The sequence below is a fragment of the Rhodococcus sp. YH1 genome (assembly GCF_009939605.1).
Lineage (GTDB): Bacteria > Actinomycetota > Actinomycetes > Mycobacteriales > Mycobacteriaceae > Rhodococcus > Rhodococcus aetherivorans.
Map to the genome: position 1 here is coordinate 1 of NZ_WVTE01000128.1, position 6,459 is coordinate 6,459.

General features: G+C 67.5%; 6 protein-coding genes. 2 read left to right on the plus strand and 4 right to left on the minus strand.

Features of this window, described 5'->3' with window-relative positions; genetic code table 11:
- The first annotated feature begins 94 nt into the window (after positions 1 to 94).
- A complete protein-coding gene (locus AIIKEEIJ_RS11615; RefSeq protein ID WP_161995706.1) occupies positions 95 to 376 on the plus strand; it encodes a type II toxin-antitoxin system RelE/ParE family toxin in 282 nt (93 codons plus the stop codon).
- Positions 377 to 1,943: 1,567 nt separating this feature from the next.
- Here AIIKEEIJ_RS11615 and AIIKEEIJ_RS32990 read toward each other — a convergent pair.
- Entirely contained in the window at positions 1,944 to 2,264 is a 321-nt protein-coding gene (locus tag AIIKEEIJ_RS32990) for a hypothetical protein (RefSeq protein ID WP_238406314.1), read from the minus strand.
- A gap of 760 nt (positions 2,265 to 3,024) precedes the next feature.
- On the opposite strand from AIIKEEIJ_RS32990, the gene AIIKEEIJ_RS11625 reads away from it, so the two are divergent.
- Positions 3,025 to 3,642, plus strand: coding sequence for a hypothetical protein (locus tag AIIKEEIJ_RS11625; RefSeq protein WP_161995707.1), 618 nt, complete (start codon positions 3,025 to 3,027; stop codon positions 3,640 to 3,642).
- Positions 3,643 to 3,907: 265 nt separating this feature from the next.
- Here the strand turns inward: AIIKEEIJ_RS11625 and AIIKEEIJ_RS11630 are convergent, their stop codons facing one another.
- The 3 genes from AIIKEEIJ_RS11630 to AIIKEEIJ_RS11640 are packed head-to-tail and all read right to left on the minus strand — an operon-like array spanning position 3,908 to position 6,131.
- Complete coding sequence (locus AIIKEEIJ_RS11630) at positions 3,908 to 4,699, minus strand: SDR family NAD(P)-dependent oxidoreductase (protein WP_006935123.1); 792 nt, start codon at positions 4,697 to 4,699, stop codon at positions 3,908 to 3,910.
- A 21-nt stretch (positions 4,700 to 4,720) separates the two neighbouring features.
- Positions 4,721 to 4,978: a hypothetical protein gene (locus tag AIIKEEIJ_RS11635; RefSeq protein ID WP_006935124.1), complete on the minus strand. Its 258-nt coding sequence runs from the start codon at positions 4,976 to 4,978 to the stop codon at positions 4,721 to 4,723.
- A complete protein-coding gene (locus AIIKEEIJ_RS11640; RefSeq protein WP_006935126.1) occupies positions 4,956 to 6,131 on the minus strand; it encodes a Rieske 2Fe-2S domain-containing protein in 1,176 nt (391 codons plus the stop codon). The genes AIIKEEIJ_RS11635 and AIIKEEIJ_RS11640 overlap by 23 nt, the downstream gene beginning before the upstream one ends.
- Positions 6,132 to 6,459: the final 328 nt, after the last annotated feature.

Consider the following 6,459-nt stretch of genomic DNA (forward strand, 5'->3'; position numbering starts at 1 on the left):
CCGCCGAGTCGGTCGCGGTCGCCGACCGCGAGTACGCCGCCGGCCGGACCGCCTCGCTCGACGAGGTGCGCGCCGAGCACGGCCTGCCGCCCCGATGACCGATGAGGCGCCGGCACCCTACGACGTCGCGATCGCCTCACCGGCCCGCCGAGCCCTGTCCCGACTACCGGGACGGATCGTGCATGCGGTCGTCGAATTCATCTCCGGCCCCCTGGCGGAGAATCCCCACCGGCTGAGCAAACCGCTGCGCAACGATCTCGCAGGCCTGCGCAGTGCCCGGCGCGGCGACTACCGCATCCTGCTCCGTGTCGACGACGACCACCGCACCCTCCTGATTGTCGACATCGACCACCGCGCCCACATCTACCGACCCTGAAACCCCGGAGCTGGTCCTGCGGCCGGGCTACACACGGCTGAGCGGTCCGTGCAGACCACACCGGACGTAGTCGTAGCGGTTCCCGTGTTCGCCGGCAGCCGGGACACGACAGCGGACTCGTCCGGGTTCGCCGGATCGTCGATCGCCCGAGGCTGCACATCGGTACGCGGATCCCTTTCCACCCCGGCAGATGTTCGCGGACTGCGACGATCGGCTACGCATGCGGCCGCGCACGGCACCGGGAAGCACGCCATCGACCTTGTGGGGATCATCCACCAAATCCACTTCCATACAAAGCTTTTGATGGATAACCGGAATCATCCATCATGGACAATCATGAGTGCACCGGCGACACCTCTCCCCTCGGGTCCTGATCGATGCTGCTTCACGAACCAGGCCGCGGGCGCCGCATCTGCGGTATCGAACATCAACGGTCCTTCTGGTCGCGACCGCGAACGCGAACTCGGGGCCTGACAGAACGAGCGGCAGCGTCGCGCGGGCGTGATGGTTCGACTCCCGGGGTCACCGGTAGCGGACAGGGGCGGGCGGGGAACCTCGCAGCGCCGGTGTCTGTTCGGTAGGGTTTGGGACGTCACCGTCATCCCCCTGCACGGTGACACGAGGCCCCGCCGGAGTTGCCCCCCAAACTCTCTCCGGCGGGGTTTCTCGGTTCGATTTCGGGCCGCTCTCGACCGAGCGTGCGACACTGCAGGGCGGCCAGCTCGGATTGCGCCTTGCAGGGGTTGCACAGTACGAGCCGGCCCTTCTCGTCTTCCGCGCCCGGCCTCCAGTCGGTGCATCCGGTGACGGAACTGCATCATCCACGTACCAGGGAGGGTGGCGGTGTCCCGACGGGATGAATCGAACGGGCTGGCGGAGAGGTGCATGCACTGCATGCACGCCACGCATGCAGCCTTGCGTCGCGGCGGGCCGGGCCTTCGGTTCGGCACCGCCGCCGCGGGTCTGCGCACTCGGTACGCGTTTTCTCCGCTTGGTCGAGGTATTCGGCCCAGTCCGCAGCACAGCCGCGTTCGTACTCGCTCGGAAGCCTGCTGGGCGTGCTTGTTCAGCATGTTCGACCGTGCTCACGGGCGGCCCCCTGGGGTAAGTCCCAGGGGTGGTGGGAATCGGGTGAGGGCTTCCAGGCATGCTCGGCGGTGTCCCGTTCGACGCTGAGCTCGAGACCGGAAAGTCCACACGCCGCATCGCTTCGGCGACCATCACCCGGACCGCTCGGCCGTTGAAGTCCTCGAACGGATGCGTGGGCAGCGCCTGAGCTTCCAGGTAGGCGAGGGCCTCGAGTTGACGCTCGACGTCGCCGGCGCAGTAGTCGAGCCGGCCGGTGAAGCTGTGGAACATCTCCCGCATCTCCCGGTCCATATGAATGTGTTCCGGCGATAGTGGCCTCCCACCCGGACCGGCTTCCTGCTCCACCTGTCGGCGATGTCGGGCGTCACGTCGATCAGGATCCGGCGATGGAACTCGCGGAGCAGGTCCACGTCCATTGCCTCGTCGGTGACGTGACCGGAGGCCAGCTCGTCGAGCAGCAAGCGTAGCGGCTCGGCGATCAGATCGGCGACCTGGTGATGGGTTTTGGTCCCGATAACCGTCTCGAACTGGGGGTGTTGCCGGTATCGACCGGCTCCGCCGGCTCACCCGCCGGTCGCCGCTGCTGCGCGGATCCGTGCGTGCACGATCGGTGCGAGCCCAGCACTACCCGCTGGCGCTGCCGTGCCTGCTCGATCCACCGGTCGGAGACCGGCTCACCTTCCATCGCCATGCTGTGGATCACGTGATCGACCACGGCGGCGCGCCGCCGACGGATCTTTTCGCTTTCCAGTAGAGCGCGCCACCGTGCGACCAGTGCCCGAACGTCGTGCGTGGTCACGGCGCGCTCCCTTTCCGTCTCGATCCGGTCCGCTGTCCCCATGATGGCAGTCTGCAGCGAGCAATCGAGACGACAACGAGTAGTCGACGAGCCCCTCCCTGCACAGGGCGGACAGCCGAACACGCAGTGTCCAGGCGTCGCCGTGCCGCGGGCGACCGTACCCGTGGAACCCGGTACGGGCGGCGCGCCGATGAAGTTGCCCCCACATCGCCCCGGGCTTTGCTGGCCTACGACGTGTGCGCACCGCGGCGCTGCCTGCCCCCTGGTGTAGGCACAGCTGGACGACGAGACGGCGGATGTGCCTGACGCGCCCACCGAGACAGGGAGATCGAATGGTGTGCTGCTCACCTTCAATGCGCTGGGGATCCTGGCCGCGCTCTTCTGTGCGCACAGGTCGTTTCGCCGTTGCGGCCGCCCGGTTCGGGTGGTGACAGCCGGTGTCGGAGGGGCTTCTGGTTCCTCCACTGATCGTGGTTTCGGCGGTCGCTGCGGCCACCCCCCGACCCTCGCGTACCCGGCAGCGAAACGGGGTCGCGAATGTGCGTATAAGTACAGTTCAGATGGCATTTTGCTGCGCACCGATCGGGGAAGATAGATCTTGAAACTCTCCCGGTCCGACCTGTAGCGGTTCGGCCGTGCCGCCCGACAGTGCCGGCTCGGGTTCGCCGTACTTCCCACCCGAGGGCGCCCCTCGAAGTGACTTCGGCATGTCGGCGGCGAGCGGGCCCAGCCCAACCATCACTTGCAAGGAATCAATCGAATGTCGGTGCAGACCAATGTAATTCTGGTCCAGGCTGTACTCGGCGCGGTGCTGATCACCGTCTTTATGATTCCGTTCCAGGCCTCGACACCGTTCGCGCTCTACCGTCCGATGGTCATTTTGCCAGTCCTGCTGTACTTCGCATTGCGGGCTTCACCGCACGCCCTGTTGGGGATGTTCCTCGGCTTCACGTGCGGCGTTGCCGGGGGCGAAGCGTTCCTCGTCGTGAAGAACGCTCTGCCCGAGGTACCGCTCGAGCTCGTGATGGGCATCGGAGTGGCGTGCGTGATCTTCCTCGTCCTCGCGGTGCACCCGCTCGTATTCGGCCGCACCCCGCTCGGCATGGTCCCCGCCGTGCTGCTCGGCGTCGTGGAGACGCTGCTCGTGACGAACCTGTCGGTTCTGCTGCCCGACGGTGCGCCCGTGCCGAACCTGCCGTGGCTCGTCGTGATCTTCGGTTACGGCTGCGTCATGACCCTGATCCTCATCCTCGTGCAGGACAAGATCATCGGGGCCCTGCTCGGTGCGCAGTGGCGCTCCGCGCCCACCGACGAGGCGCCGAGCTCCCAGATCCCGCCCACCCCGCCGGTGCGTCCGTCCCCCCGGCCGACGGCCTGATCCGCCGCGGTTGAGCCGTGTCCGAACGGCATCGGCCGTCGGCTCCGGTGGATCGGGCCGGCCTGCCGGCGCAGCAAGTCGACGGTGGACCGACTGTCATGGAATGTGCGCCGCCCGGCCGACCCGATCCCGGGTAAGGTACCCGCCCGTCGACACTTTCACACCAACGGAGCCCGGGGAACCGGTGTGAGGTTTCTCGCGCCCCGGAACGGACGTCGCAGGGCCGGCATCCGATTCCGGATGCCGGCCCTGCGATGCGAGCGAGTCAGCCGCGGTTGAGCAGCTTGCGCATGGCGTCGGCCGCGCCCTTGACGAGCGTGTCGCGCGGGAAGCCGCTGCGCTTGACCGCCGCGTCGTAGTTGCCGCCGGCCACCCACACCGGCCCGTCGGTGAGGTGTTCGAGCCCCTCGCGGGCCACCTCCTCCGGCTCGGCGACGAGCATGCCGGGGATGTCGAAGTTCAGCCCGGCGCGGATCATCGCCGGGGTGCGGGTCACGCCGAGGACGAGTTCGACGACGTGTACCCCGTGCGGGGCGAGCTCGAGCCACAGGCTTTCGGCGAACACGCGACTGAACGCCTTGGACGCCGCGTAGATGCTCTGGTGTTCCGCCCCCATGTAGCCGGCGAGCGAACCGAGCAGCATGATGCCGCCCCGGCCGCGCTCCTTCATCTTCGCGCCGAACAGGTGCGAGAGTTCGAGCTGCCGATGGATGTTGAGGTCGATGACGCCACGGAAGCCGTCGAGGTCGCCGGTGACGAACTCGTTGCCGTAGCTGTTGGCGCCGGCGTTGAAGATGAGCAGGCCCACCTCGACGTCGTCGGTCGCCTGCCGGATCTGCTCGACGGCGTCGGGGGAGAGCAGGTCGAGTGCCAGGGTGCGGACCTGGACGCCGTTGCTGCGTACCTTCTCCGCGGTCTCCTCGAGCGGGCCGGGCTTGCGGGCGATGAGCACCAGATTCAGCCCCGCCTTGCTCAGCTCGTCGGCGAAGGCGGAGCCGACGCCCTCGGAGCCGCCGGCGATGACGGCCCATGGGCCGTAGTGCTGGACGTCGATCACGAAAGTTCCTTTCCGGCTGACTTACTGGACGATCGGTCCCGGGACCGGGGTGTCGTCGAGGACGGTGAGGCGGCCTTCGGTCGCGGCCCACGTGATCGTCTCGGCGAGCTTCGCGCAACCGCGGCGCGGCGCCCCGGGCCGGGAGTCCTGCCCACCCTGCTCACGCATCTCGGGGCACCGGGACCGCGCCTGCTCGTTCCACTGGACGGAGGTGTGCTCCCAGCTGTTCTTGGCGACGAGAACCCGGGCGCCGCACTCAGTGCACTGCAGGGGTTGCATCGGTGGTCGCCGCCTCCTCGGCGTCCTTCGTGCGGGCGAGGTTCTCCTCGACCTCCTTCATCCACGCCGCCACCGGGCGGGTGGTGTCCATCTCGAACTCGAACCGCTCGGTCATCTCCGGCTTGACGTCGGCCGCGTCCACGTAGAACTGCTCGTACCAGCGGCGCAGCTGGTAGACCGGGCCGTCCTCGTCGCACAGCAGCGGATTCTCGATGCGCGTCTTGTTCTTCCAGATCTCGACGTCCTGCTCGAAGCCTCGGGCGATGAAGTCACCGAACTTGCGGGCCGTCTCGTCGGCCGAGTCGCCGAGGGCGTCCGACTTCTTCACGATGATCCCGTACATCAGGACGAACTTGTTCTCGGTGACGGGGTAGTGGCAGTTGAGCAGCACCGAGTCGATATCGTAGCCCTCGTACTTGTACTGCAGGTCGTCGATCATGAACGACGGTCCGAAGTACGCCGCCTCGGAGCGGCTGCCGACGAGCTTCGGCTGGCCGTCGGCGTGCGGCCGCATGTCCTCCCGCGCCTGACCGTGCATGATCTGCGTCGCGACGTGCCCCTCGAAGATGTTCTTGAAATACGTGGGGAACGAGTAGTGCACGTAGAAGAAGTGCGCCATGTCGACGATGTTGTCGATGATCTCGCGGCAGTTGGTGTCGACCTCGGTGGTGTACCAGACCCAGTCGGTCCACTCGTCGCTCGTTGCGCCGGCGATGCGGGGAATGGTCACGTCGGCCGGCGGCGGGTTGCCCTCGGGGTCGTTCCAGACGAACAGCATCCCGTCCTGATCGAGCGTGTGCCAGGCGCGGGTCTTCGCGATCGGCGGAACGCGGCGGGCGTAGGGGATTGCAGTGCAACGTCCGTTGCCGCCCCAGCGCCAGTCGTGGAACGGGCAGGCCACCGAGTCGCCCTTGATCGTGCCCTGGCTGAGGTCGCCGCCCATGTGCCGGCAGTACGCGTCGAGGATCTTCAGGTCGCCGTTGCTGTCGGCGAACACGACGAGCTTGGTGCCGAAGGCATGGACCGAGTGCGGCTTGCCGTCCTTGAAGGACTCGGACAGGCCGAGGCAGTGCCAGCCGCGGGCGAACCGGGTGGGCGCGGAACCGGCCTCGATCTCGCGAACTTCGACGTCGTCGGACTTGCTGGAGCTCACTGTCGTCCGTCCTTTCGAATGGAATGTCGTATCGGATGGAGCACCTCGGGCACCGGTGCTGTGCGCGGGTGGGCCGGGGGACGGTGGCCGCCTGCGACCGTGTGCTCGACGCTAGGTGAGCCCGCTCACCGGGGATGGAGCGCATCCCACTGTCCGGGACCGTCTGCGGCGGTGTATCCGGACGGCACCGCAGGATGGGGTGCCTGTTCCTGCCACGGTGACCCGTCCGGGTCGCGAAGGAGACACACCGATGTCCGACGACGTGCTGACGAAGGTCCGCGAGCTGCTGCCGTCCATCGCGGAGCGCGCCCGCAGCGTCGACGAAACG

Excerpts from the sequence above, each read along its gene's own strand:
- AIIKEEIJ_RS11615 (WP_161995706.1), top strand. The coding sequence starts at position 95 with ATGACCGATGAGGCGCCGGCACCCTACGACGTCGCGATCGCCTCACCG.
- AIIKEEIJ_RS11625 (WP_161995707.1), top strand. The coding sequence starts at position 3,025 with ATGTCGGTGCAGACCAATGTAATTCTGGTCCAGGCTGTACTCGGCGCG.
- AIIKEEIJ_RS11635 (WP_006935124.1), bottom strand. The coding sequence starts at position 4,978 with ATGCAACCCCTGCAGTGCACTGAGTGCGGCGCCCGGGTTCTCGTCGCC.